Annotated in this window: 23 protein-coding genes and 1 tRNA gene; 7 read left to right on the plus strand and 17 right to left on the minus strand. The window is 62.9% G+C overall.

Annotated features, from left to right (window positions below; translation table 11 throughout):
* Positions 1-172: 172 nt before the first annotated feature.
* Positions 173-2,533, minus strand: a complete 2,361-nt coding sequence (locus B4393_RS17305) for an arylsulfatase (protein ID WP_078335095.1) — start codon at positions 2,531-2,533, stop codon at positions 173-175.
* 128 nt (positions 2,534-2,661) lie between these two features.
* Here B4393_RS17305 and B4393_RS17310 point away from each other — a divergent pair, with 128 nt between their 5' ends.
* Positions 2,662-3,492: an RsiV family protein gene (locus B4393_RS17310; RefSeq protein ID WP_109558496.1), complete on the plus strand. Its 831-nt coding sequence runs from the start codon at positions 2,662-2,664 to the stop codon at positions 3,490-3,492.
* A gap of 187 nt (positions 3,493-3,679) precedes the next feature.
* On the opposite strand, the gene B4393_RS27535 is transcribed toward B4393_RS17310, so the two are convergent.
* The 8 genes from B4393_RS27535 to B4393_RS17355 form a co-directional block, all read right to left on the minus strand.
* Complete coding sequence (locus B4393_RS27535; protein WP_133052586.1) at positions 3,680-6,118, minus strand: hypothetical protein; 2,439 nt, start codon at positions 6,116-6,118, stop codon at positions 3,680-3,682.
* A gap of 228 nt (positions 6,119-6,346) precedes the next feature.
* Positions 6,347-7,540 carry an IS481 family transposase gene (locus tag B4393_RS17325; RefSeq protein WP_078335098.1) on the minus strand — a complete coding sequence of 398 codons (1,194 nt, stop codon included), beginning with the start codon at positions 7,538-7,540 and terminating at the stop codon, positions 6,347-6,349.
* A 113-nt stretch (positions 7,541-7,653) separates the two neighbouring features.
* Positions 7,654-7,727 (minus strand) — tRNA-Ile (locus B4393_RS17330).
* A gap of 50 nt (positions 7,728-7,777) precedes the next feature.
* Positions 7,778-9,337: a DUF4153 domain-containing protein gene (locus tag B4393_RS17335; RefSeq protein ID WP_078335099.1), complete on the minus strand. Its 1,560-nt coding sequence runs from the start codon at positions 9,335-9,337 to the stop codon at positions 7,778-7,780.
* A complete protein-coding gene (locus B4393_RS17340; RefSeq protein WP_078335100.1) occupies positions 9,334-10,350 on the minus strand; it encodes a sensor histidine kinase in 1,017 nt (338 codons plus the stop codon). Before B4393_RS17340 ends, B4393_RS17335 begins: the two co-directional genes overlap by 4 nt.
* Positions 10,347-11,009 (minus strand): response regulator transcription factor, encoded by a 663-nt coding sequence (locus B4393_RS17345; protein ID WP_078335150.1) that lies wholly within the window; start codon positions 11,007-11,009, stop codon positions 10,347-10,349. The genes B4393_RS17340 and B4393_RS17345 overlap by 4 nt, the downstream gene beginning before the upstream one ends.
* A 98-nt stretch (positions 11,010-11,107) precedes the next feature.
* A complete protein-coding gene (locus tag B4393_RS17350) occupies positions 11,108-12,484 on the minus strand; it encodes a metallopeptidase TldD-related protein (RefSeq protein WP_078335101.1) in 1,377 nt (458 codons plus the stop codon).
* Positions 12,485-12,512: 28 nt separating this feature from the next.
* A complete protein-coding gene (locus B4393_RS17355; RefSeq protein WP_078335151.1) occupies positions 12,513-14,030 on the minus strand; it encodes a TldD/PmbA family protein in 1,518 nt (505 codons plus the stop codon).
* A 41-nt stretch (positions 14,031-14,071) separates the two neighbouring features.
* On the opposite strand from B4393_RS17355, the gene B4393_RS17360 reads away from it, so the two are divergent.
* Entirely contained in the window at positions 14,072-14,938 is an 867-nt protein-coding gene (locus tag B4393_RS17360) for a carbohydrate ABC transporter permease (RefSeq protein WP_078335102.1), read from the plus strand.
* A gap of 9 nt (positions 14,939-14,947) precedes the next feature.
* Here B4393_RS17360 and B4393_RS17365 read toward each other — a convergent pair whose 3' ends face one another.
* Positions 14,948-15,253, minus strand: a complete 306-nt coding sequence (locus B4393_RS17365) for a hypothetical protein (protein ID WP_078281641.1) — start codon at positions 15,251-15,253, stop codon at positions 14,948-14,950.
* A gap of 97 nt (positions 15,254-15,350) precedes the next feature.
* Between B4393_RS17365 and B4393_RS17370 the strand changes: the two genes are divergently transcribed.
* On the plus strand, positions 15,351-16,148 hold the full coding sequence (locus B4393_RS17370) for a carbohydrate ABC transporter permease (RefSeq protein ID WP_078335103.1): 798 nt from the start codon (positions 15,351-15,353) through the stop codon (positions 16,146-16,148).
* The gene (locus tag B4393_RS17375; RefSeq protein ID WP_078335104.1) at positions 16,148-17,410 is read left to right on the plus strand and encodes an ABC transporter substrate-binding protein; all 1,263 of its coding nucleotides are present in this window, start codon (positions 16,148-16,150) and stop codon (positions 17,408-17,410) included. The genes B4393_RS17370 and B4393_RS17375 overlap by 1 nt, the downstream gene beginning before the upstream one ends.
* A 397-nt stretch (positions 17,411-17,807) precedes the next feature.
* Here B4393_RS17375 and B4393_RS17380 read toward each other — a convergent pair whose 3' ends face one another.
* From B4393_RS17380 to B4393_RS17390, 3 genes are all read right to left on the minus strand, one after another.
* Complete coding sequence (locus B4393_RS17380; RefSeq protein ID WP_078281644.1) at positions 17,808-18,614, minus strand: energy-coupling factor transporter transmembrane component T family protein; 807 nt, start codon at positions 18,612-18,614, stop codon at positions 17,808-17,810.
* Entirely contained in the window at positions 18,611-20,611 is a 2,001-nt protein-coding gene (locus B4393_RS17385) for an ATP-binding cassette domain-containing protein (protein WP_078335152.1), read from the minus strand. The genes B4393_RS17380 and B4393_RS17385 overlap by 4 nt, the downstream gene beginning before the upstream one ends.
* Before the next feature lie 84 nt (positions 20,612-20,695).
* A complete protein-coding gene (locus B4393_RS17390; RefSeq protein ID WP_078335105.1) occupies positions 20,696-21,427 on the minus strand; it encodes a VIT1/CCC1 transporter family protein in 732 nt (243 codons plus the stop codon).
* Positions 21,428-21,486: 59 nt separating this feature from the next.
* Here B4393_RS17390 and B4393_RS17395 point away from each other — a divergent pair, with 59 nt between their 5' ends.
* Positions 21,487-22,203 carry a DUF5642 family protein gene (locus B4393_RS17395; protein ID WP_078335106.1) on the plus strand — a complete coding sequence of 239 codons (717 nt, stop codon included), beginning with the start codon at positions 21,487-21,489 and terminating at the stop codon, positions 22,201-22,203.
* On the opposite strand, the gene B4393_RS27540 is transcribed toward B4393_RS17395, so the two are convergent.
* The 3 genes from B4393_RS27540 to B4393_RS17405 form a co-directional block, all read right to left on the minus strand.
* Positions 22,193-22,459 (minus strand): hypothetical protein, encoded by a 267-nt coding sequence (locus B4393_RS27540; protein ID WP_131815781.1) that lies wholly within the window; start codon positions 22,457-22,459, stop codon positions 22,193-22,195. The genes B4393_RS17395 and B4393_RS27540 overlap by 11 nt on opposite strands.
* 70 nt (positions 22,460-22,529) lie before the next feature.
* On the minus strand, positions 22,530-23,231 hold the full coding sequence (locus B4393_RS17400; protein WP_078335107.1) for an alpha/beta hydrolase family protein: 702 nt from the start codon (positions 23,229-23,231) through the stop codon (positions 22,530-22,532).
* A complete protein-coding gene (locus B4393_RS17405) occupies positions 23,228-23,668 on the minus strand; it encodes a VOC family protein (RefSeq protein ID WP_070935344.1) in 441 nt (146 codons plus the stop codon). Before B4393_RS17405 ends, B4393_RS17400 begins: the two co-directional genes overlap by 4 nt.
* Before the next feature lie 264 nt (positions 23,669-23,932).
* On the opposite strand from B4393_RS17405, the gene B4393_RS27545 reads away from it, so the two are divergent.
* Entirely contained in the window at positions 23,933-24,217 is a 285-nt protein-coding gene (locus B4393_RS27545) for a cytoplasmic protein (RefSeq protein ID WP_133052587.1), read from the plus strand.
* Here B4393_RS27545 and B4393_RS27550 read toward each other — a convergent pair.
* Complete coding sequence (locus tag B4393_RS27550; protein WP_070935349.1) at positions 24,208-24,426, minus strand: cold-shock protein; 219 nt, start codon at positions 24,424-24,426, stop codon at positions 24,208-24,210. The two genes, B4393_RS27545 and B4393_RS27550, sit on opposite strands and share 10 nt — an antisense overlap.
* A gap of 61 nt (positions 24,427-24,487) precedes the next feature.
* On the opposite strand from B4393_RS27550, the gene B4393_RS17415 reads away from it, so the two are divergent.
* Positions 24,488-24,919 carry a DUF2628 domain-containing protein gene (locus B4393_RS17415; RefSeq protein ID WP_078281648.1) on the plus strand — a complete coding sequence of 144 codons (432 nt, stop codon included), beginning with the start codon at positions 24,488-24,490 and terminating at the stop codon, positions 24,917-24,919.
* Positions 24,920-25,408 lie beyond the last annotated feature (489 nt).

The following is a 25,408-nucleotide window of genomic DNA, read 5'->3' on the forward strand; positions in this document are numbered from 1 at the left end:
ACCGCAAACCGACATTGCCCGACCCATCGACGGCTAGCCAACTGTGGTCACCGTCAATCCCCAATTCAGGCATAGTAGACCATTCGAACGACAGGTAACGCGGGCGCAATGCCTTTGGGTGCCGCCAGACCAACACGGCATTGGTCAAGGGCCGAGTTGGCCCGCCCAGTCCTTAGTCTTTGGCGAAGGCGATCGCGAGCTTCTTCTCCAGGTTTTCGTACGGCTCTCCGGAGATGTCGACCACGACTTGGGCAATGGTTCCGCCGGTGAACGGATAGGGAGCCTGGTAGTCCGAGGACACCGCCGAGCCGCTGTTGCGGCCGACGGACAGGCCGGCTCCGGCGAGACCGAATGTGCCCGGGTGGATTTCGACGCTGCCGATCGTGCCGACGGCGTGTTCGTCGATGAACAGCGTCACGTCGCCGACCGGGGTGTGGCTGCCCGTTACGGTGCCGGTCTTGGCGAAACGGGCGCCGAGCACATGGGCGCCCGACGGGACCGCATCCTCGGAGGAGACCTTCTGTTCCTTCTCCCCCATGAAGTTGTAGACGTAGTGCAGCTTCCCGCCTTGTACGAAGAGCACGTGGCCGCCGTGGGCGCCACCCTGTTTGAAGATCACGCCCTCGGCTCCGGTGTCGACGGTGACCTCGGCCAGGATCGAAAAGGATTGTCCCCGAATCTCAACCATCGCACCGAGACCCACCTCGGCGCTGTTCGGATAGTACGTGAACGAGGTGCGCTCTCCCGCCAGGTAGGGGCGCCACCGCGTCATCGTCTCCAGGATGTTGAGGTCGGCCAGCGGCAGGCCGTTGTACTTGGCGGCCTCGTCGAACCAGAGTTGTTTCAGCTCTTCGAGTTTCTCGGGGTGTGCGTCGGCCAGATCGCGGCACTGGCTGCGGTCGGACTCGATGTGGAACAGCTCCCAGCGGTCCTTGTCGAAATGGGACCAACCGGACGGTGTCGCCGCGTGCACGGTGTTGGCGAACCAGCCGTTGTGCCAGATGCCGCGGGTGCCGAGCATCGTGTAGAACTGGGTATCCTTGCCAGTGTCGGCGTTCGGATCCTGCAGCGCCGCTTTGAAACTCAGACCGTCGAGCGGTTTTTGCGCGACGCCCTTGACGGCGTCGGGTGGGGTGATGCCGAGCAGGTCGTAGATGGTCGGGGTGATATCGCAGACGTTGACGTAGGTGTCGCGGACTTCGCCGTGTGCGGCGATTCCCTTGGGCCAACTGATGATTGCGGTGTCGGCGATGCCACCCTCGTGGGAGGCGTAGCGCTTGTAAAGCTTGTAGGGCGTGTTGAAGGCCATTGCCCACCCGATGGGATAGTGGTTGTACGTCTCTGGGGCACCGAGGTTGTCGTAGAAGCGCAGGCTCTCCTCGACGGTGTCGATGTAGCCGTTGAAGAACTTGACCTCATTGACTGAGCCGTTGGGTCCGCCCTCGCCGCTGGCGCCGTTGTCGGAGATCACCACGATGATGGTGTTGTCGAGCTGGCCAGACTCGTCCAGGTAGTCCAGGATGCGGCCGATCTGATCGTCGGTGTAGCTGAGGAATCCGGCGAACACCTCGGCCATCCGGGAGAAGAGGCGCTTCTCCTCGTCGTTCAGCGAGTCCCAGGGGCGCACAGTGTCCTGCAGCGGCCAGGGTTCACCGTTGGGGCCCTTGGCGTCCAGATACGGGTTGACGGGCGATAATTCGGTGTCCGCCGGGACGATACCGAGCTTCTTCTGGTTCTCCAGCACGATCTCGCGGTACAACTCGTAACCCATGTCGAACGTGCCGGCGTACTTGTTGGCCCATTCCTTGAAGACGTGGTGCGGCGCGTGTCCCGCGCCCGGGCACACGTACGAGAACCAGGGTTTGTCGGGCGCGATCACCTTGGCGTCGCGGATGAACTCGATGGTCTTGTCGGCGATGTCCTTGGACAGGTGGTAGCCCTCTTCCGGGGTGGCGGGCGGCTCGACGGGGTGGTTGTCGTAAACCAGGTCCGGGTACCACTGGTCGGTCTCGCCGCCCATGAATCCGTAGAACCGTTCGAAGCCTCGACTCAGTGGCCAATGCCGTTTGGTGGCGGCCAGATTGGCTTCTTCCAAGGGGGTCAGGTGCCACTTGCCCACGCAGTAAGTGTTCCAGCCCTTTTCGGCGAGCACCTCGGAGAGCAGCGCGGTGTCGAACGGGATGCGCCCATTGCTGTTCGGGAAGCCGTCGGTGAATTCCTCGATGGTGGCCATGCCGACCGTGGTGGCGTTGCGGCCGGTGAGCAGCGAAGCTCGGGTGGGTGAGCAGAGCGCGGTGGTGTGGAACTGCGAGAGGCGCACGCCGCGTTCGGCGATACGGCTCATGGCGGGCATCTCAACCAATCCGCCGAAGCAGTCCCAGGTGGCGATGCCGGTGTCATCCCACACGAGGTACAGGATGTTGGGCGCGCCCTCGGGGGCCGTGGGTGCCGCGTAGGGCGTCCAATCCGGCTCGGAATCCCTTATGTCCAAGGCGATTTTGCCGTTGAAACCGGCCTCTGGCGATCTCGTCATGGCTGCTCCCTAGTAGGGGTTCACGATCCAAGGACGGTGTGATCGTAGCGAGGTGAGGGGGCTGCCGAGAGGGCTTTGATCACGCCGGTCCGGGCATTTGGTTCACCTTGCGAAGTTAGAGTGCAGGCGTGCCCTATTTATCCATGCGCTCGGTAAGCGTGTCCGTGCTGGTCACGACTGCCGCCCTCTTCGGTTCTGCTGGCGTGGCGGGGGCCGCTCCGCACGATTACTGCGGCGACCTGAAGGGCAGCAATACCGGAAAGACGTGTGAGATCCGCCTCTCCGATACCGGATATAGCGTCGACGTCACCATTCCGCTGAACTACCCGGACCAGAAGCCGATCGCCGAATACGTGGCCAAGACGCGCGATGCCTTCGTCAACGCCGCCAAGTCTGGCGGGGCCCGCAGTACGACGGCCCAGTTGAGCATCAAGCCGACGGAATACAACTCCGACCTGCCCCCGCGCGGTACGCAGACCGTGGTGTTCAAGGTGTACCAAAGCAACGGGAGCGGGCAGCCGCAGACGGGGTACAAGGCGTTCAACTGGGATCAGAGCTATCGCAAGCCGATTCTCTACACAATTCCAAAGGACGACAAAGACGATGCGCCGCTGTGGCGGGTGGATGATCCACTGAAGACCGTCGCGCCGATTGTGCAGGCGCAGTTGCAGCAGCAGCTGGCACCGCCGCCGGTGGTGACGCCCACGCCGACCACGACCTCGGGGCAGCCGACTACCACCACGTCGACGACGTCCACGACTACTACGCCACCACCACCTCCCCCGCCGCCGCTGCCGTTCTCACCGGCGACGCTCTACGACCCCTCCAACTACCAGAATTTCGCGGTGGTCAACGACGGGGTTCGGTTCTTCTTCGACCAGGGCGCGATATTGCCCGACTCGTACGGGGCGTTGCAGGTGCTGGTGCCGCGGTCGGCGATTGACCCGATGATCGCGTAGGGCTCTCGAATCTCGGTTCCCAAAGAGTCATTCCCGTGCCCGGGTTGTGAAGGCGCGGGTGTATTCGCATAGTCAGCAGGCATTGGAGGAGGATTCGATGTAAATAGCAGGGCTATCGGTGAGAAACGAACGTTACTCGCACCCCTACAGCCACAAACGCAAACCGCCACCTCTCTGGAATCTGTCGCTATCTTCGAGAAGCCCGATCTGAGGCACTCCCGGACGTACCGTTGGCAATCTTTCGGTCGTACGCTCGATCGGCACCATGCCGTACCCGATCAAGCTCTCTTGCCCAATCGCTACAGAAGCAGTCCCAGGAGTATGCGACATCGTCTGCTCCGAATGGCCATGAATCAGTCAGATACTCAACAAACTGCTGAGCACGATCAGCTCGATCATGAATATCATGCACATCCCTAATTTCTGATCGTATAGCTGGATTGACTATCGGAGTGTCGACCACAATCGCATCGAGGTAAGCAAATTTAGGCGCTAAGACCTTGTGTAAATATCCACCAGCAGCTGTGATTCGAACCAACCTACCACTGTCACCATGCTCAGTGACCTCAACTAAATCGCGATCTTGAGCCCTCAGTAAGTGAAAATCGATTTGGTCGCCCGAGTACCCGATTCCCTGCAGTTCTTTGTAAATATTAACGAGCTCTACGAAGCCGGCCGACTCCCGCTCCCCGATACGCTCAGTAGTCGAGAGAAGTATTGGAAGCAGGAAATGCTCCTTGGCATCGTTCCGCGAAATTGTGAAGAGGTTGGAAACTGACGATCTCGCAGGATCATAGTATTTCTGATCACCATACAAAATAGCGCGGAGAAACTCGTGCAAGGGAATTACGTACTTATGCCCTTCCTCATGAACCTGCAGTATACGTCTAGTTTGGACATAACCACTGCCCACAAATTTGGAAACAAAATCAAGCGCGGTACGCGTATTGCCTGAGCTGAGATTATCTACGAGCCCTATAAGATCTTCATTAGATTCAAACGCTGTCAACAAAACGTCGATATACACCAGCAAGCTACTCGAATCAAGCGTTAACCCTTCCGGAAACCCCGGCAGGCGACCAAATTCCACTAGCTGATTTCTTGCAAATTTTAGCCGCTTCAGTATTACGTGATCTGCACGAGGCGGGGAAACCGTGAAAACCCTAGGTTGGTAAGCCGCGAGCGCTCCCGAACGACGAGACTTATGAAATGTATCTGGCCGCAGCGACATAAATACTGCGGCAGGCCAGGTCTCCGCCAGAGACTGGCCCACTACGAATATCTGCTCTTGAAAAGCTGGGGAATGCTGGTCTACATTATCAAGAACCACAACAAAATTCATCGAACGTGAGCCTTGCAAAAACTGAAGAGAGCGTCGGGCATGCTCATATTCGTTAGAAATATGTTTGTCGAGCATATCAATTTCCCGCCTACGGAACTCCTGCGGATCTTCTGACTCAAGTGAGCCGTATATTCCCCGCTTGAAGCTGTTAATCTCATGATTGTAGACAGAGCGCACAAAATCTCGCTCCAACATATCTACTTGAGCCAAATAATCGAGAGTGCCCGAGACTGCAGAGACTATCCAACTCGAAACATCGTCGAAAAGCCCGGAGTGCTTAAGGAAATCTACGTAAATAACGGCCGTACGATCAAGCAGTTCCGTGACATCGATCCGTAGGAGATGTTTAAGAAATATACTTTTCCCGACTCCAACATCGCCAAGCAATATAATCGGACGCTTAATAAGCGCACTTGCGAGAAGGTCTTCCTTGATATGCGGATTAGGACCCTTCTTAGTACTGGCGCTTTCAGCATTAACTTGCTGACTAAGCACGCTATATCGCGATCGAAGGATTTCTTTGCTGACCACCGCATATTGCGACAACGCCCCACTTGAGCAGTAACACTCTCTCAGGAATTCGTCACTTATGGATTCTTCACGAGCAATATCCTGAATGAATAGTTCACCAAGAATCCGCAGGTCAGTCTCCATCTCGGACCCAATCCGGTAGCCCGGGTAGTCATGTATCCTAGTAGACAATGGCGGTGGCGGAGGATGAGCCATAGAACGTCGCTGGAGTGCACCAGCCAAATTACCACGAGCCATTCCGTCGCGCGAAAAATAGTCCCAGAATTGCGGAAAATCGGCATACACGTCCTCGAGCGAGGCGTAATACACAGCTTTTCCATCGATTGGCTTACGGCCATCTGAGCGACTTCCCAAAAAGCCGAGATACTGATGACCATTACACAGCATGGCAATGCCAATACCCGCTTCTTGACAGTAAGTCAAAACTTGATCTACTGCCTCTTTATTACTCGGATTGTAATTACGAACCGTTGAAATATCTACTAACCCAGTATCCACTCCGGCAGGTACATCGAAAGTCCTCGAAGTCCTTTTTGCCTCCGCGACTGCTAATCGGTTTGGATTACCCAGTACATAGTCTAGGTAATCGCCTTCTACGTGCACCTCACATTCGATTTCTTCAGGCGACCAACTAAGGACATCCTTAAACATATGGTCAATGAGCCGAAGCCTAGTTGTCGCTTCGTTGCCGTCGAATTCCTTAGTAGTTTGCACTAACGCCAGCAGCGTGTCCCGGCCTTGCTCGTACCTCACGGACATGGTGTTGGCACTTTCCTAGAAGAAGGCTGCCCGGACTGGCGCCAGATCCGCCACCCGAACCTTGGGGAGGCAGCCTATCGTCTTTCAGGAGGTGACAGCCAGGCATTCAAAGATTGGCGTGTCTGCGTCAAGCCCCGCCCGCAATCCTCTTGTAGGGCTGTACAGAGTCGGTTGATGGTTGACGGATCTAGTTCGGTTGATCCTTGACACTCGTGTTGTGGTTCAGGTCTGGTCGCGGGTGCGGCAGGCCTTCTTGTTTCTTACCGCGCCGGTGCTGGCGCGAGCGGCGGTTTTGACCAGGTTGTCACCGATCCAGAACCGCAGCAGTTCTCCGTCGACGTGCACATCGCACCGAGATCCGGCGTGGTGGCGGCCCACCGAGACCTGCTGCCAGGAAACACACACCACCCCGTTAGTGGTCACTGTCCGCGATACCCAATCGCGGCCACCGCGATCGGCGGCACTGGCCATTGCTGCCGGTGCCCAGGACGGCGGCACCGGGGATCGCGCGGTGAAACGCTGGGCCGGGGTATCCATCCTCAAGGACTGATGTGGGCGATTGGTGTTGTAATCGAGCACCCATTCGTCCAAAGCATGCTGGGCAGCGTTGAGGTTGACGAAAGGTTTCGCCTGGGAAAGGAACTCGACCCGCAGACTGCGGTGGAACCGCTCGATCTTGCCGGTCGTGGTCGGCGAACGAGGCCGAGTCAACAGATGCTCGATGCCGTGCTCGCGGCAGATCGCATCAAAGAGCACCTCAACCGGCGGATGATTGAACCGGCCCGTGAACACCTTCCCGTTATCGGTCAGAATCTGCTGCGGCACACCAAAAGAAGCGATCGCCTCGCGCAAACCGTCACAGACCGCCTTAGTGCGTTCCCGGGCCATCAACCGAGCACACACGCACATCCGCGAATGATCATCAACCCCCGTCAACGCCTTAGCGCAGCTGCCATCGGCCAACGGGAACCCGCCCACCACATCCATCTGCCACAACTCCATCGCAGTCCCGCGCTCCCAGCGTTTCCACTTACGCGACCGCCGATCCCGCAGGCTCGGATCGATCAACCCGGCCCGCAGCAATGCCCGATACACCGCCGACTCCGACGGCACCGGCCGCACATTGCGTTTAGCGAGTTCGAACACCAGCCTGCGCGGACCCCAATACGGACGCGAGCGCCGCAACTCCAACACCGCCGCTTCCACCTGCGCCGGCATCTGATGCGGACACGACGCCGGCCGATGCGACCGATCCGCTAACCCCTCCAGCCCCTGGGCCTCGTAGCGGGCCAACCACGCATGCAGCGTCTGCCGCGACACCCCCACCTTGGAGGCCACCTGCGAAATCGATAACCCGTCACTGATCACAGCCAACACGGCCTGATACCTCTGCTCGACCACGCTCAACTCCCTCATCTAGGGAGTGTCAAGGATCAACCGAAACAGGCGTAAGGCATCAGCCGAAACACTGTCGCCCATCAACCGCAGACAAAACGTCAAGCATCACCCAACGTCATACAATCCTCTTGTAGGGCGGGCGGGGCTCGAACCCGCGACCAATGGATTATGAGTCCACGGCTCTAACCAACTGAGCTACCGCCCCCAGCAGGTGACGACTCTAGCCGATCCCCCGCCGCGCCCCAGGAACCCAGGTCACCTGTGGTCGCGATCCACGTTGCATGAGGTCTCTTTGACCTCGGCAGATCGCAGGGTCGCCCGGCTCACGTTGTACTCGTACCAGGGCGCCGTCGGCCGCAACCGGTCCTTCATCCGCCCTTGCACGCACACCCGCACATCCTCGGGCAGCGAGTTCGTCGCCGCGAACGCATCGGCGGACAAGCTCCCCATGTACCACTGATCGATCGTGCCCGTCTGCTCAAAGAACTGCACGTTGCGCTGCGCCACATAGCTTTCCGGGTTGAAGATCGCCAGCCCCAGCATCCCGAACGAACCAACAGCTACCACCGCGGTGGGCAGCCACCGGGCACTCATCCGAATGCCCGCCACCAGGATCAGCACCAACACCAGGCCCAGGCCCAGCTCGATCCAGCGCACCAGCAGCCGCTCCACGCTGTATCCGTACGCGTTCTCATACAGCGACATCCGGTGAATGGCCGAGACCACGATCACCAGCGTGGTCAGGCACAGCCCACCAATCAGCACCCGCAGGAACAGCCGGTCACGAGCCTCCTCGCGCCCCGCCACCCGGATCGCCACCGCGATCACCCCCAGCACCAGGATGGTGACAAACAGCAGCTGCCAAAAGCCTTGCCGCGCATACTCTGCGTAGGTCAACCCCTCAGTGACCTGCACATGCTCGTCTCCCCCGAACAGCACCGAAATCTGCACGCCCACAAACGCGATGAACAACAGGTTCAGCGCGGCCAGCGGTAGGCTCCACTCCCAGCGCGGCAGCCGCTTGGGCTCCGTCGGCGCCAGCCGGTCAAAGGCCGGCGGCTTGACCAGCACATAGATGGAGCCCAGCGCGAACCCGCCGACCAACACGCCAACGATGACCCGCCCGATCACGTCGCCGAAGGACATGAACGGCAGAACCCCAGTGATCAGCGCGTTGAACCGGGCATCGGCATCGGCCAGCAGCGCCCCAAACGCCACCACCAGAGCCACGGTGACCAGCACCACGATGGCCACCCGATCCGGACTGACCTTCCGGCCGCGCGACATCGTGCGCGTGCCGCGACGCATCCAACCCGCCACCCGCAGCGGCACCCTCAGCATCACGAGCTGCCCGTACACCAGTCCCGTCCACGTCCGCGCCGGAGCCAGCGCATAGATGAACAGCGCCAGCGAGGTCAGCACACATAAGGCGACCAGCCAATCGGCATCCCGCACGGTCGGCACCACCGCCAGGCACAGCGCCAGCACCAGCGCGCCGATGCGGGTGGGTGTCCACTGCACCTTCTGCGTCGCGAAGGCGGCGATTGCCACCGCGAGCGCGGTCAGCGTCCAGCCCAGGCCCGGCAGTGAGGACCGCCAGCACAGCGCCGCGACCAGTCCGGCCCCGATGCCGCTGAGCAGAGCTGCCTGCGTCATCTTCGAGCGGATATCCCGCGGCCACGCCGTCAGGAACTTCGTCGGCGGCCCAAAGAAAGGCACCGGCGGGCGCGGCACGGGCGGCGCGGCGGGTGCGGCGGGTGCGCCGGGTACTGGAGCCCCCGGAATCGGATATGGGTACGGCGACATAGACGTCATGAATTCCCCTCCTCATTGTCAAACTGCGGCAATGTGACTCGCACCCGGCAGCCGGGCGCGTCCACGATTTCGATGCGGCCGCCATGTAGATCGACGGCCCACTGCGCGATGGCCAACCCCAAGCCGGTGCCGCCATCACGCGATCCCCCATGGGTGAATCGCTCGAACACTCTTGATCTTTCGTGCGGGGCAATGCCCGGGCCGGTATCGGCGACCTCCAGCAGCAGCGCATCGTTCTCGGTGCGCGCGAACACCGACACCTGTCCCCCGGGAGGGCTGTGTCGCGACGCGTTGTCCAGCAGATTGGCCACCACCTGATGCAGCCGGGCGGTATCGGCGACCGCCGCCAGGTCGAAGGGTTCGACGGTCACGTGGTAGCGCACCTGGCGCCCGGTCGTCTTCGCCTGGGCCACCGCGTCATCGACGAACTCGCGTACCGCGAACGATTCGCGCTGCACCGGAATCGATCCGTTCTCCAGTTTGGACAGGTCAAGTAGGTCGTCCACGAGCCTGCCGAGCCGTTCGGTCTGCGCCAACGCGGTTTTCAGCGTCGCCGGGTCCGGTTCGGCCACCCCGTCCACGATGTTCTCCAGCACCGCCTGCAGCGCTGTGATGGGCGTGCGCAGCTCGTGCGAGACGTTGCCCACCAGTTCGCGCCGGTACCGTTCGGCGGATTGCAGTTCGGCGGCCATGTGATTGAAAGCCGTTGCCAGCTGGCCTACTTCATCGCGGGAGGTCGAACGCACCCGGCGCGAGTAGTCACCCTGGGCCATCGAGCGGGCCGCCGTGGTCATATCGCGCAGCGGCGAGGTCATGCCGTGCGCCAGAAACCAGGTGACCCCGAATGAGACAAACAACGCGAGCGTGAGCGCGTACCGCAGCTTCCATTCGGCGGTGATCCACAGCAGGCAGGTGGCGATCAGCAGCGCCACCCCCACCAGCACCGCCGTCTTGAACTTGAAGGAGCGCAACGGATCCAGCGGACGCGGCAGAAGTTCCAGCAGTTGGCTCATCGCGGTGCCTCCAACGCGTATCCGATGCCGTGCACGGTGCGGATCAACTCCTGACCGAGCTTGCGGCGCAACGCCTTGATGTGGCTGTCCACGGTGCGCCGCCCCGAGGGCAGCCCCTCACTCCAGCCCCACACCTGATCGAGCAGACGGTCACGGCTGATCGCCACCCGTGGGTTATCGGCCAGATAGGCCAGCAGGTCGAACTCGGTGCGGGTCAGGTGCACCTCGTCGTCGCGGTGATATACGCGGCGCTCGGACACATCGATGCGCACCTGTCCGACGCGCACATCGGTGCTCGGCGCCGCGACGCGATCGGTGCGGCGCAGCAGCGCGGCCACCCGGGCCACCAGCACCCGCATGCTGAACGGCTTCGGCAGGTAGTCGTCGGCACCCACCCCCAGCCCCACCAGCATGTCGGTCTCGGTGCCGCGCGCGGTGAGCATCAGCACCGGGATGGGCGCGTGCGCCTGCACCTGGCGGCAGACCTCCAGCCCGTCGAGCCCGGGCAGCATGACGTCCAGCACCATCAGGTCCGGCGGGTTTTCGCGGCAATGCCGCACCGCGTCCAGGCCGTTGTCCTCGGTGTCTACCGCATATCCCTCGGCGCGCAGCCGTGCGGAAATGGACGCACAGATCGTGGGTTCGTCGTCGACGACCAAGATTCTTCGCTGGCTGGGCACATGAACAGGTTATTTGACGGTTGTGAGGATGGCTGGAGCCTTTTGTGAAGGTTCTGTGGAGACCCCGCACCCTGCCCTTACTGCGCGGCGCTGACCGACGACATGTGGAAGTCCGGGATGCGCAGCGCCGGCATGGCCTGCCGCGTCGCGTAGTCGCTCCATTCGCGCGGCAGCGTGTACTCGGTGGCACCCACCTGCGATACCCGCCGCAGCAGATCGATCGGGCTCTCATTGAACCGGAAGTTGTTCACCGCGCCGGTGATCTGACCGTCGCGCACCAAATACACCCCGTCACGGGTCAGCCCGGTCAGCAGCAGGGTGGTCGGGTCCACCTCGCGGATGTACCACAGCGTGGTGAGCAGCAGACCGTTCTCGGTGGCGGCGATCATCTGTTCCAGCGTCTCGCTGCCGCCCCCGGTCATGATGAGGTTGTCGGCGCCCACCGTGGGCGCGGCATCGAACTCGGCGGCGTCGGCGCGTGAGTAGCTCAGCGCGTTGATCACCCCGTCACGCACCCAGTCGACGCGCTCGATGCCGACCCCATTGTCGAAAACCGACAGCGATTCCCGGGAAATCGGGGTGGCAACGAAGGGGCTGCTCTCCAGTCCGGGGTACGACGGGTCCGAGTACACGGTGACCGGCAGCTCGGTCAGCCGTTCCCCGATGCGGGTGCCGCCCGGCGCCGCGAAGGCGTTGCGTCCCTCGTGTGCGCCGCGTCCGCCCATGGTCCACACCAGGTACTGCATCAGGTCACCGGTGGCCGACGGCGGCAGCAGCGTCTCGTAGCGACCGGCCTTGAGCTCGATCTGGTTCTGTGCGGCGGTGAGTCTTTCGGAGAGCTGGCGCAGCAGCGATTCGGTGGGCACGTCCACGAATTCGGGAGTGCACACCCCGGCCCAGGCGCTGCCCACACCGCGCTTGGCGTTGATCTCCACCTGCCCCGTGGGCTGGGTGAACCGGCGGCGCAGCCCCGTCGATGAGGCCAGGAAGGTGGTCTGCCGTTCGTGGCGGGCGTATCCGTACAGGGTGTCGGGGCCGTCGAAGCCGGTCGACAGATCCGCGGCCAGTGAGCCGAACACGTCGGCGCCGGTGCGCGAGATCTGCGCGTCCCAGCTCTCCCCCACGGCCTCGCCGGGTCCCAGCAGAGGCATGGCGTCGCGCGACGGCGGTGCCGAGGCGGCCTCGGCCTGGCTGGCTGCCACCAAATCGGCGAGCGCGGCCGGGTCGGCGTCTTCGGTGAGCACCGAGCCCACCCGGGTCTGATCTCCTTGCCGCAGTATCGATATCACCGCGATGCTGCGCTTCACCGATTCACCGTTGGTGGTCATGGAACTGCCCGCCCAGCGCAGCGACGCCTCGCTGCTGTCCTGGATCAGGACGATGGTGTCGTCGGCGCCACCGCGCCGCGCGGCCTCGGCGAGTACACCCTCGGCGACCTGCTGTGCGGGGATCACTGTGCTGTCTCCTCTTCGCGCAAGCGGCTCATCGGCTGCTACCGCCCTCTTCTTTGGTGTTGAGAACATTGACGCCACGGAACAGTGCCGACGGGCAGCCATGACTTACCGCCGCGACCTGGCCGGGCTGGGCCTTACCGCAGTTGAAGGCGCCGCCCAGACGCCAGGTGGATTGCCCGCCAACGGCTTCCATCGACCCCCAGAAATCGGTGGTGGTGGCCTGGTAGGCGACATCGCGCAGCTGCCCGTCCAGCTTGCCGCCGCGGATACGGTAGAACCGCTGCCCGGTGAACTGGAAGTTGTAGCGCTGCATATCGATTGACCATGACTTGTCGCCCACGATGTAGATGCCGTCCTCCACCCCGGAGATCAGATCGGAGGTCGAGCGCTCATCCGGCGAGGCCTGCAGCGACACATTGGCCATCCGCTGAATGGGCACGTGATGCGGCGAGTCCGCGTACGAGCATCCGTTGGAACGTTCCTGGCCGAGGCGGGGCGCGAACACCCGATCCAGCTGGTAGCCGACGAAGATGCCATCGCGCACCAGATCCCAACGCTGCGAGGCCACACCCTCGTCGTCGTATCCGACTGACGCCAGACCGTGCACCTCGTTGCGGTCGGCGGTCACGTTCATGACGGGTGAGCCGTACTTCATGGTGCCGAGCTTGTCGGGCGTGGCGAACGAGGTGCCCGCATAGGCGGCCTCGTAGCCGATGGCCCTGTCGTATTCGGTGGCGTGACCGATCGACTCGTGAATGGTCAGCCACAGGTTGGTCGGGTCGATCACCAGGTCAGTGGTACCGGCGACCACGCCGGGTGCCTTGACCTTCTCGGTGAGCAGCTCCGGGATCTCACGCAGCTCGGTGCTCCAGTCCCACACCCCGTCGCCGCCGACGGCCTCCCAGCCGCGTCCCATCGGCGGGGCCAGAGTACGCATGGTTTCGAAGGATCCGGTGGCGGCGTCGACGGCGATGGCGTCCAGCTGCGACATGACCCGCACCCGCTGCTGGGTGATCGACGAGCCGAAGGTGTCGGCGTAGAAGGTCTGCTCCTTGACCGCCGTCAGCGAGGCCGAGGCGTGATCCACCCCGTCGGAGGCCAGCAACCGCGCCGAATACTCCTGCAGCACCGCGATCTTCTCCACCTGCGGCACTCGGAACGGATCGATCTCGTACTCGGACACCCAGTGGGCGTCGGCGTAGACGGGCTCATCGGCCAGCTCGACGCGCTCGCGGTTCAGGCTGCGCAGCCCGCGTGCGACCGCCACGGCCCGGCGCGCGGTCTCGGCGGCGGCCGTCGTATCGAGTTGGACGTGGGAGGCGAATCCCCAGGTGCCGTCGACAATCACCCGTACCGCCACACCGATGGTGCGTCCGGAGACGGCAGTCTCGACCTGCTCGTCGCGCAGCATCAGCTCCTCGTTGACGAGCCGATGGATGCGCAAGTCGGCATAGCTGGCACCGGCGGCGCGCGCCGCGCTCAACGCGGCGTCGGCGAGTTCGGCGCGGGGCAGCGCCAGGAAATCGGAATCTACGGACCGAGTCACGTGCCCAACGCTACCGGCGACGTCCACGGTTTAATGTTCCAGTGCAACGCTCCCGGCAGACAGCGCTGGGCTACGGGCTGCTTGCCCCGAGCCTGTTCGGGGTGGCGGCGTTTCTGCTGCTGCCCATCCTGGTGGTGGTGTGGCTGAGCCTGTGCCGCTGGGATCTGTTGGGCCCCATCGAATTCGTCGGCCTGGACAACTGGCGTTCGATATTCACCGACGGCGCCTTCGGCCATTCCCTGCTGGTGACGCTGATCTTCGTGGCGCTGGTGATTCCGACGCAGACCCTCCTCGGACTGGGCGCGGCGACACTGTTGGTGCGTGGACTGCCGGGCACCGTGCTGTTCCGCACCATCTACGTGATCCCGTGGATCTGCGCGCCGCTGGCCATCGGTGTGCTGTGGCATTGGATGCTGGCGCCCACCGATGGCGCCGTCAATGCACTGCTAGGGCAACGCATCGAGTGGCTCACCGACCCCTCGCTGGCGCTGCCGGTGGTGGCGGCGGTGAGCGTGTGGACCAACGTCGGCTACGTGGCGCTGTTCTTCATGGCCGGCCTGCTGGCCATTCCCGGTGACGTGCACAACGCGGCACGGGTGGACGGTGCGACGCCCTGGCAGCGGTTCCGCCGCATCACCCTGCCGATGCTGCGGCCCACCTTCTTCTTCGTGCTCGTGACCGGGGTGGTGAGCGCCGTGCAGACCTTCGACACCGTCTACGCCCTGACAAGCGGTGGCCCGCAGAACCGCACCGACTTGGCGGCGCACCGCGTGTACGCCGAGGCATTCGAGTCGGCTCACGTTGGGCGCTCGGCGGCGATGTCGCTGATTCTGTTTCTGATCCTGGTTGTCATCACGGTTGTTCAGCACCGCTACTTCCGGACGCGGGTGAGCTATGACCTGGTCTAGGAAGGCGTATCAGGCTCCGTGCCGCAGCTTGCTCACGAGCACGAACAGCGCAATCACGATCAAGAAGCCATACAGGCTGAAGCGACGCCATGGGTTCGGCTGCAATGAGCGACCAGCGAGAATCTCGTCTGCCTGCTCCTGGGCGATCGGAGCGGCAGCCCAGCCGTGCTCGGTCAGCGTGAGTAGAGAGTAGCTCCCACCGAATGTCACCGAGAAAACGAAGAACAAGTGAAAGTAGCGGTACGCGAATGACAGCACTTGTGTCGGCGACAGCTCGAGCTGTTTCGAGCGCCCACCCCACCCCCAGAACAACATCGGAAATCCCCTCCATATGAGGCCAACAGGAATGTCGGCGACGAGAGCGTATCACCGTCCCCGCGCCTTAGCAGTGCTCGGGAACGGCTCTCGAAACATGGCAGCATATTTGCTGCTGATAGCCGGCGCAGCCATCACTCTCACTCCGTTTGTGTTCGCCCTGTCGGCATCATGGAAGACGACACGTCAGTTCTCTGCCGACTCTCCAATAGCGCCGCCGAATCCGTTCACACTCGCCAACTACACGGGGCTAGCCGATGCCGGATTCGAACGGGCCGCGCTGGTGACCGTGTTGATGACGGCGATTATCGTGATCGGCCAGCTGACCTTCTCGGTGCTGGCCGCGTATGCCTTTGCGCGGCTGCAGTTTCCCGGCCGCGACGGACTGTTCTGGGTGTACCTGGCGACGCTGATGATTCCGGCGACGGTGACCGTGGTGCCGATGTACTTGATGCTGACGCAGATCGGGCTGAGGAACACGTTCTGGGCGTTGGTCATCCCGTTCATGTTCGGATCGCCCTATGCGATCTTCTTGCTACGTGAGCATTTCCGCACCATCCCCGACGACCTGATCCGCGCGGCCCGCCTGGACGGTGCCAACACCCTCGACATCCTGTGGCATGTGGTGGTGCCCGTGAGCCGGCCGATCCTCATCACGTTGACCCTCATCACCGTGGTGTCGCAGTGGAACAACTTCATGTGGCCGTTGGTGATCACCAGCGGCGGCAACTGGCGGGTGCTGACCGTCGCGACCGCCGGGCTGCAGTCTCAGTTCAACGCGCAGTGGCCCATCGTCATGGCTGCCACCACCGTGGCGATCGTGCCGCTGGTGATCCTGTTCGTGGTGTTCCAGAAATACATCGTCCGCTCCATCACCCTGAGCGGACTCAAGTGATGAAGGCGTCCACCCGCGCGGCCCTGACCCTCGGATTGATCACGCTGCTGCTATTCGGCGTTGCGACGTGGCTCGGCATTCCGAAGAATCCGCACGGCAAAACGGTGGTCACCGTTCGGGTCTGGGATCAGCAGGTGGCCGAGGCGTACCGCAGCTCGTTCGACGAGTTCAGCCGGCGCAATCCGCAGATCCAGGTAGCCGTCACCGTGACGTCGTACGCGAGTTACTTCAACAGCCTGCGTACCGATGTGGCCGGGCACGGCGCGGACGATATCTTCTGGCTCAGTAACGCCTATCTGTCCGACTACGCCGATACCGGGAACCTCGTCCCGGTGAAACCGCAGGCGGACTGGGACCCGTCCGTCGTCGCGCAGTTCACCCGGGGCGGCAAGCTGTGGGGCGTGCCGCAGCTCAGTGACGCTGGGATTGCCCTGTACTACAACAAGAGTCTGCTCGACGACGCCCAGGTGGACCCGGCTGAGCTGTCCGAACTTCGCTGGGACCCCGATCCCGGGGTCGACACCCTGCGCCCCATGCTGCACCGGCTCACCGGGCCCGGCCATTGGGGGTATAACGCCGCCAACGACTTACAAGGCATCTACCTGAACTACCTCGGGTCGGCGGGTGCGATATTCCAGGCTGACAACAAGTTCGCCTTCGCCAATCCCCGGGCCGAGATGGCGTTCCGGTACCTGGTGGATCTCATCAACATCGACAAGGTGGCACCCTCGGCCGCCGACACCAATGACAACAACGACTTCTCCCGCAACCAGTTTCTGCAGGGGCGGATGGCGCTGTTCCAATCGGGCACCTACAACCTGGCACAGATCGAAGCGAACGCCACCTTCCCCTGGGGAGTCGCCATGATGCCGGCAGGCCCGGAGGGCAGGGTCAGTGTCACCAACGGGATTGTGGCCGCCGCGAATTCGTCGTCGCCCCATCCGGATGAGACGCAGAAGGTGCTGGCCTGGATGGGCAGCGCCGACGGGAACTCCTTCCTGGGCCGCAGCGGCTCGGCGATCCCCGCCGTGCTTACCGCGCGTGCGCCGTACTTTCAGCACTGGGCGGGCAAGGGCGTCGACGTCGCACAGTTCTTCGAGGTGCTCAACGGCCAGCAGATCTCCGCCCCAGGCGGGCAGGGTTTCGGGGCCGGATTCGCGGCGCTGAAGCCGTATTTCGCCGAGATGTTCCTGGGGCGTCTTGATGTGCACACCGCGTTGCAGCAGGCGCAGCGGGCGGCCAATAAGGCTATTGAGCGGTAGTTCCGCGCCGGAGCGGCGTCAAGAGCTTGTTCAGCTGAGCAAAACGGCGAACTAAGGAGCATACGCAAACGTGGATGAGAGCGAGAAGTCGAGAAGCGTTCCTCGTGAACCGTTTTCGGCCGAGCAGATACGCAAGGCTGCAGCCCCTCAGTCAATTCCTAATACGCCACGGGAGCAAAAAGCCGATATCCCCTGGTGGCATCGGCTACTCAAGGGGGCCGCATGGCTCACTTGGTTCATCGGTCCTGCCGCGCCACCGCCATCCACGCTAGAAGATATGCACAACCAGAAGAAGCGGAACAACCCTTGATGAACACCTACATGGCATCGCTGCTACTCGGGCTCGGCCTGGACCTGTTTATTATCTGGTCGACCACCGTTGTTCCGGCACGTTTGGCTACAGCACCTCGAACAATACGACGGCCGTGCCCACGGCAATCACCAAAGACAACGCAATGGCGTCCCGTAGGCCGGGCCGGGCCGGATGCGCCGCAATCTGTCCGGTGCCGCCGCGCGCGGTGATGGCATCGCCCATCTCCGAGGCACGTCGCAGCGCTGCGGTGATGGCCGCGGTGAGCAAGTCGACCACCTCCGTGATCCACCGAAACCCACGCCGGCCGTCACGCACCTGCGGCGGACGCAGCCTGCGGGCGGCGATGAGCATCCGGAATTCGTCGGAAAGCATGGGGAACGAGCGCAGTGCCAGCGCCAGGGTGGCCGCCCGCTCGTCGACAGGAATCCCGAGGACCTTCAAGGGCCGACCCAGCACCGCGACCGCGGGCGCGATCTCGGAAACGTTGGTGGTCCACGACACCATGGCCCCCGTGCCGAGCAGCACCGCTGCGACCGCGGTCGTGCGGGCCACCGCAAGCACACCGTGGAATCCGATGGTGAGACCGCCGATATGCCAGAAGGGCGGACCGCCACTGAAGAACACCGTGAGGCTGCCACCGATCACCAACGCCACCAACCAGATCGGAATGGTGGGCACGGCACCGCGCGGGATACGTGCCAACCACGCGGTGAGAATCACCAGGGCCGCTACCGCGCCGATCGCCGTCCAGGTGGGGAACAACGTCAGCAGCACCGAGATAAGGAAGACCGCCAGAAGTTTGGTCCCGGCCCACAACTCGTGAATCGGTGAGGTGCCTGGCACCGGACGCAGCAGCACCACCGGACGACGCTGGGCACGTGTATTGGTCATGAGCGACTCCCCGACCCCACCGATTCGGGCAGCAGCACGCCGGATTGCAGATGCACCGTGCGCGGGCACAGATCCTGCATGCCATCGAAGTCATGCGAGATGACCACGACGGTGAGCCTGTCGCGTTCCCGCAGATCGATCAGCAGCCGCAACAGGCCCGCCTGTGATTCGGCATCCAGGCCCGCGAGCGGTTCATCGAGAATCAGGGCACGCGGCGAGCGGGCCAGCAGTCCGGCCAGTACCACCCGGCGCATCTGGCCCCCGCTGAGCTGGTCGATGGGACGCTTGGCGAGGTCCGCATCCAGTCCGACGCTGGCCAGGGTTCGCACCACTCGGTCGGTGTCACGACGAGAAAACCCTGCTGCCGAGGCAATTTCGTAGTCGACCCGGCTGCGCAGCAGCTGCAAACGGGCGGCCTGGAAGCTGATGGCCACTGCCCCCACCTGATCCGAAACAGGCTTGCCGTCCAGCAGGCACTGCCCGGTTGTCGGTTTGGTGAGCCCGGCGGCGATCCACGCGAACGTCGACTTGCCCGAGCCGTTACCGCCGTGGATGAGAACCCCGTCGCCCTCGTGCACGGTCAACGACACATCGCGCAATGCCGTTTTCGCCCAAGGTGTTCCACTGGCGTACTCGTGGCCTACGGAATCGAATTCCAGCACTACCGGGGACTCGGCATGGGGTAGTGCGGCTGTGGTGGTCGGCACGGGCACGGTCTGGATCGCGGTGCGCGCCGTCTTGCCGTTGACCGTGCGCAAGGCGACCTCACGATCGGCGGCCGCGGCCTCGGACTGGAAATGCGTGATGTGCACCAAAGACATTCGGTGCTGCGCGGTGAGCCGGGAGATCACCCCCAACAGATCCTGACGCCCTTGCGGATCCACCATGCTAGTGATCTCGTCGGCTACCAAAAGTGCGGGTTCGCGCGCCAGGGCCGAGGCCACCGCCAGGCGTTGCAGCTCGCCGCCGGAAAGGGAGGACGTGCTGTGATCACCCATGCCCTCAAGACCGACCTCGCGCAGCAGGCCGTCGATATCAACCTCGTGATCGGCGGGCAGACCCCACACCACGTCGTCGGCGACCTTGGTGCCCAGGACCTGACTTTCCGGGTGCTGCATGACGATTGCGGTGCCGCCGATGGCGCCAAGGCCCACCGAGCCCGGCCGCTCGATCTGCCCTGATGTCGGTTCACGACCGGCAAGGATCCGCATCAACGTGCTCTTGCCGGAGCCGTTGGGGCCGGTGATGGCGACGTGCTCGCCGACCTCGATGTTCATGGAAAGCGGTGCCAGTGCATCGGATTCACTGCGTGGATAGCGGAATCGCACATCGTGCAGCCGGGCCGGCACCGGGCCCACCGCCCCCGCCACCGGCGGCGGATCCAGCTGGTGCACATCCGGAATCACCGCGAGGCGGCGGATCACCCGTGAAAGCACCCACCAGCCGAACATCGTATTCAACAGCACGAAGGTGAAGACGATGCCGGCGATGAACCACATCCAGTTACGCATCGCGAAGTCGATGGCACTCGTCGCGTTGACACCCACGGCTTCGAGATGCGGGATGTTGCCGATCATCTTGAACAGACCCTCCAGCGAGGCGCGCAGCGCATCGAAGAGGAGGGTGCGCATCCGGTTCAGGAGCGTCAGCGCACCGACCGCCAGGGCCGCGATGATCGCGCTACAGATGACCCCGAGCACCGTCAGCAGGGGCATGCCGTGACCGCGGCGGCGCACCACACCGGTGAGCCCGCCGATATAGACGCACTGACACATCGCGATAAATCCGCCGAGCCCGGCCAGCAGGAAGGCAATGACTCCACCAGCCACGGCGGCGGCCAGCAGCACCCGCACGCGGTAGCGATAGCCCAGCAGACCCATGGGTACGGCGCCGAGCAGCTGCACGGCACCGAAGATCGGCAGGGTGATTCCGACGATGACCATGGCCGCGGTGAGCGCGGACATGACGGCGGCCTGAGCCAGTTCATCGGGCTTCAGGGGCACCCTGGTGAAATTCACTTCAACAATTCTGCCAGCACCTTTACGCGCTCTCAGGAAATTCTCAGCTTCGCGCGGCGGGCGCTAACTCACCGCGACGCCGATGAAATGACCTATGACATAGGTGGCGCCGATAGCGACGAAACCAAACGCCAACTGCCGCAACGCGCTCAGCCACGATGGGCGCGCGGTAAAACTCCCCGCGACCCATCCGGCGATCAGCAGCCCCACGCCGCCACAGATCAGCCCGGCCATCAGTGATGCGAATCCCAGCAGGAAGGGAATCAGCGGAACCACCGCACCCACCGAGAACGTCACGAAGGAGGAAATGGCCGCCACCCACGGCGACGGGGTGTCGTTGGGATTGATGCCGAGCTCCCGGGTGAGGTGGATCGTCACCGCGGTGTTCTCGTCCTGATGAATCTCGTCGGCGGCGGCCGCCGCGGTCTGGGGCGAGAGACCGATATCGCCGAGCATGGCGATCAGCTCTTGTTTCTCGGCGTCGGGATGCAGCTGGATGGCCCGACGCTCAACGCTCGCCTCATGCTCGATCTGCGAATTGGACGTCGATACCGACGTGAACTCCCCCAGTGCCATCGAGAACGCACCCGCCACCAGACTGGCCGCCCCAGTCAGCACAATCGCGTGCGCGTCGAGCCCGCTGGCACCCACGCCGGCAACCAAAGCGGTGTTGGTTACCAGGCCGTCCATGGCGCCGAACGTGGCTGCACGCAACCATCCCCCGGACACGTCCGGGTGCGTGTGGTCAAATTCATGCGGTAGTTCGGCAGATCCCGTAGAGCCGTCGATTGCCACGATGATTGAATCTACTTCCAGGTTGCTGAAAACGCACTGCTCAGAGGGGAATTACCTACATGAATCGCTCATTGACTGTTTTCGGCACGGTGCTCGCGACCGGCGGGCTATTGCTGGCGTGTTCGAACAACGACAAGAAGGACGAGTCCGCGGGCACGTCGGGCAGCAGCAGCGCCACCAGCTCCGCGGCGGCAGCAAGCAGCTTCGACATCGCCAAGATCGACAGCATCAAGGATCAGTTCCCCGCCGGGTACACCGTCGAGGTACAGCCCAAGACCACGGTGACCCAGCAGATGCTCGATCAGATGAAGGGCATCTTCGATAAGGCCACCTTCACCCCGCAGGAGTGCGCCGACAAGATGCTGGGCGCCTTCCCGCAGGTGACCGGGACCTCGATGCAGGGCGTCACCGGCTCCAAGGGCGGCGCCGACCCCATGTCGAAGACCATGATCATCGCCGCGGCGATGGAGACGGTTAACGCGATTCCCGCGGACACCACCGGCGGCGCGTGTGACAAGTTCACCCTGTCGATCGCCGGCATGGCAGAGGGCACCGGCGAGAAGATCGACGCGCCCGCCATCGACGGTGTGAAGACCACGGGCACCTCGACCAACATCAAGATCAGTGCGCCCGGCATGGAGAAGGAAATGGCACAGGTCGCCTATTCCGCTCAGCTGGACGAGCACCACGCCGTTTCGGTGTCAGGCATGGGGGATGTCGACCGCAACGACCTCTCCGATGTCTTCGTCAAGGCCGTCAACGCCGTTAAGGGATAGGGCGTATCGGGATGCCTGCTCCGGCTAGGGGCGGGTATCCCGGGCCTCCCCAGTACGCGCCGGGCGGGTAGTAGCCGTAGCCGTATCCCGCCGAGGCCGGCACACCCTCGCATCGGGTGGTGTATCCGGCGGTGGCGCAGACGGTCGCCTGGGCAGTGCCCGCAGACGGGGCGGACAGAACAAATGGCGCTGAAGCCAGAGCCCCGGCAATAAACACGGAGCAGAGAATTCGCGCCACATTATGTGGTCGCTTCATGCCTCCAGGATAGTCCTACTCCGCCTTGGGAATTACAGATCCGCGCGCCCCGGACGCAATGTCGGTCGAATCACAGCGACTTGGCGGTAAGCCACGTAACAGCGTCGAGCCAGTGTGGGCCTGCCGGATCAATTTGGTCGCCGTGCGGCAGGCGACTGAACTCACGCAGCTCAACGTCGCAGCCGCTCTCGATTGCCGCATCCCGATAGCTGCGAGAGTGTTCGACAGGGACCCGTGCGTCGTCGACTCCATGGGTGATGAGCACGGGTGTCGCAACCGGCAGCTGCCACCGTGGCGACGCGGCGCGGTATCCATCCGGGTTCTGTGCCGGTGAGGCGCCCATGAAAGCCGCGGCAGCTGACTCACCCAAGTCCTCGTCGTACGTGCGCAGGACATCGGTTACCGGCGCGAGCGCCAGTACCAGATCCGCATGGGCGGCGTTCAGTAGCGACAATTCCCCACCCACCGAATGGCCCACCAGCACAACGCGTTCGATGCTTTCTGCACGAGTTCGCGACGCATACTCGATTCCCGCGGCGGCATCCTCAAGCGTCACCGGGTAACCGCCGCCGGACCCGACCCGCCGGTACTCGACGTTGGCCACATCCCAGCCTCGCCCCACCAGATCGGCAACCAGTGGCTCCATCACCTGCGCGCCAAAGGTTGATCTCCAATAGCCGCCGTGGACCAGGATCGCCAAACCGCGGGCAGACGGTGACGTCCAGGTATCCACGTACTGCTGCTCTGCGTCAGCGCCGTACAGATGCCTCATGTTTGGCTCTGCAGTTCCTCGGCGAGCATCACGATGATGCCGCTGGGGCCGCGAACGTACGTGAGCTTGTAGATGTCCTCGTAGGTCGCCACCCCGCGCAGCGGATGGCAACCATGCTTCGCGGCGATCTCGAGGGCTTGGTCAATGTCGTCGACGGAGAACGCGACACGGTGCATGCCAATCTCGTTGGGTCGAGTGGGCGCCGACTCGATGGCCGCGGGATGGATGTACTCGAAAAGCTCGAGGCGGCCATGACCGTCTGGTGTCTGGAGCATCGCGATATGGGCGTGGTTGCCGTCAAGGCCGACGGCGGTCTCGGTCCACTCGCCGCTGACGGTGGCACGGCCGACGACCGTGAGACCGAGGTCGGTGAAAAATGCGATCGTCGCTTCGAGGTCACGTACGGCGATACCGACGTTCTCAAGTTTGATGGGCATGTGCCGGATGCTACTCAGCGAGCAGCCTCCGTTTGCCGGTCCGATAAACGCCGGTCTTTGCCAGGGCAGCGGTCACCCTCCCCTCGGCCGAACTCCTATGTCGGGAATGTCATTGCGCGACAAGCGAATGCTCGCGATTTAGGCAGAGCCGGAAAACGTGGGGATCCGTACACGTCGGATTTCACAATGCGTTCCGGCTGTCCAGGGTGGCCCGGGGAGGGGTGGTGGCCTGGGGTGTGCCTCAGCGTGTGCAACGATCGCCCCATGTGGGGACGAAAGTCGGTCGAGAAGGCCCATGCTCACTGCAGGGACAACCGCGTCGCACTGAGCAGGTCGGACGTCTGCGGCTGCTTCTACTGTCTGGCAATCTACTCACCAAGCGCGATCACGGAGTGGACCGACTACGACGATTCCGCCCTGTGCCCGAAGTGTGGAATCGATAGCGTGCTCGCCGAGGATTCGGGATATCCGATCACCGAGGTGTTCCTTACGAGGATGTATGCGCGCTGGTTCGCAATAGTCCATCGGGTCGACGGCGGTCAGAGCTGACGCACGCGTGTTGCGACGTACTGGAAGCTGTCTTGTCGCCGCTGCTCGTAGTCGAACTCGACGCGCTCCCCTTCGCTGAGCATCCGGAAGCCGTCACCCTCGATCGCCGTGTAGTGCGCGAACGCGTCCAGCCCGTCGGGCAGCGCAGGTGACGTGATCGCACCCCAGCCCTTCTCGGGCCTGAAGAACTTCACGATGCCCTGCGCCATATCGTCAGCATGGCTGTCGGCGCTGATCGCGTCAACGTGGAAGTTTGCTAGGTTACTGACCGTGACGGATGATCGCACTGACTTGTCGGCATACTGGCGGCTCAAGTTCGACTTCTATGACCGCTACGGCACCAGATTCACCCCGGAGGCAGTTGCCGCAGCCAAGGCGCGGCCCTTCGCGGTCAGAATGCGCTCGTTTATCAACCTGCCAGCCCTGTTCTTTGGACCCATCTACTTCGTTGTCAAAGGCATGTGGCGCAAGGCCATAACAGTGATGCTGTTTGGTTTGCTTCTGGGAGTTGCCGTGTACCTGACGTTCCCGGGGCTGGGTTTTGGTGGGTTTAGTACCAATGGTGCTGTGTACATGATCCTTGCAGGTCCTGCCTATTACCGTCACCGGGTGGTGGGCAGCCGATCGTGGAATCCGTTCGATGGAATCGGATGGCGCTTCAATCGCGAGATGCGCGAAGATCGGACGCTGCGTCGCGGGTAGGTCGGACAGTCAGGCGGTGCGAGTCCACTCGCAGCACTACCCGCGGTCCTCAGTTCTGGCCTTGTGGTCGTTACACGGCCCGCACGCGGCGCGCAGATTCTTCGGGTCGAACGCGAGATCAGGCCTGCGCAACCCGGGCTGCTCCTTGTCCACCACGGTGGCTCGCCCTGTGCAGATGCCCTCGTACTGGATGCGGCACCGGCAGCGGTCTCGGTCCAGGATCTTCGAGGCGAGCTCTCGCTATCGGCGCTGACGTGTGACTTCACTGGAGGCTGCGCGTGGCCCGCTCCATGCCTGCGTGTGCTCAGGGCAGCAACGGGCGAAGCGGATCAGATTGGGACATCCGGACACTGGGCACGGACGCGGAGCCCTCGGCATGCTGATCACCTCGTCGACTACGCCTTGAGTCGCGTGGACACAAAACGGTCAATAATCCTTGGTCTGTCCACTCTTGAATTGCTTAGGCTGCGAAGCGTTCCCTGGCCATGC

It is taken from the genome of Mycobacteroides franklinii (assembly GCF_002013895.1).
Taxonomy (GTDB): Bacteria; Actinomycetota; Actinomycetes; order Mycobacteriales; family Mycobacteriaceae; genus Mycobacterium; species Mycobacterium franklinii.